Origin of the sequence: Burkholderia sp. JPY481 (genome assembly GCF_038900515.1) — a bacterium.
GTDB classification, from domain to species: Bacteria; Pseudomonadota; Gammaproteobacteria; order Burkholderiales; family Burkholderiaceae; genus Paraburkholderia; species Paraburkholderia youngii.
On the sequence record NZ_JAYMRT010000107.1, the window covers coordinates 1 to 898 of the forward strand.

General features: G+C 51.4%; 1 protein-coding gene. It reads right to left on the reverse strand.

Annotation, left to right across the window (positions count from 1 at the left end):
* Positions 1-135 (reverse strand): transposase (locus VSR82_RS39850; protein ID WP_410853301.1); only part of this gene is annotated, 135 nt, incomplete at its 3' end.
* Between the last annotated feature and the right edge of the window lie 763 nt (positions 136-898).

Below are 898 nucleotides of genomic sequence, written 5' to 3' on the forward strand. Positions count from 1 at the left end.
GAGCCAGTTGCGCAGCGTCTGTATCGACATACCCAATTCGCCGGCCACGGCGCTCACGCCTTGCCCGTCCTTGACTCGTTGCACTGCAGCTTCCTTGAACTCCGCCGTGTACACCTGGTGCGGTACCCTAAACATTTCTTCTTTCCTTCCTTTCGGTCGAGTTTATACCAGACCTGCTGGAAGGCGAAATTTCAGGGGAAGCTCACTTGGTTGGGGAAATGCCACAAAATCAATTGATGTAGGTGCGCAATTCCAGTACGGGCAAATGACGTCAGCCTTCCCATTCACCGCAAAGGGCGAAAACTCGCTTCCAATTGGATATCAAAACGGCAGCTTCTATTCTGGACGGCCATATTTTGATAACCACCTTATGGGTAAACTTCGAATTAATACAGATAGAAGTTTCACGGTAAGCGATGCGTTGACCATGGGTGTTGCGCTATACATTGACTCTAGTCCCGCGCTAGGTGCACAAGGCGCCCCGAATACACAGTACATTTTCAATATTGTTCAGTTTTCCTACTATTTAATAGTCACCGACTGCGCACTGGGAACCGTCCTGCCACAGTCAGATGGGCAAGGCAGAATGAGCGCGCCGACGTTGGAATTAGACAGCATGACCCCCGCGACGAGGGTCGATTTCGGCCCCGGGGCGACACGCCTGAAATATGATCTGAACGGGACTCTCGATTTTCAAAAAAGCATAATGTGCTCATAGCCCATCTTGGCGGCGACGCAAGCCGGTCGCGTAGAACGTATTACAGTAAATGGGTTCTTCGTAGAAAAGCGTGGAGCGATTTTCACCAATTGCGTAACCTGATACCTGAATTCAGGGGACATCAGGGGGGAGATTGCTCGATCGCAAGGCACTGCAGGCGCTGGGTTGCTGCAAGGGCTA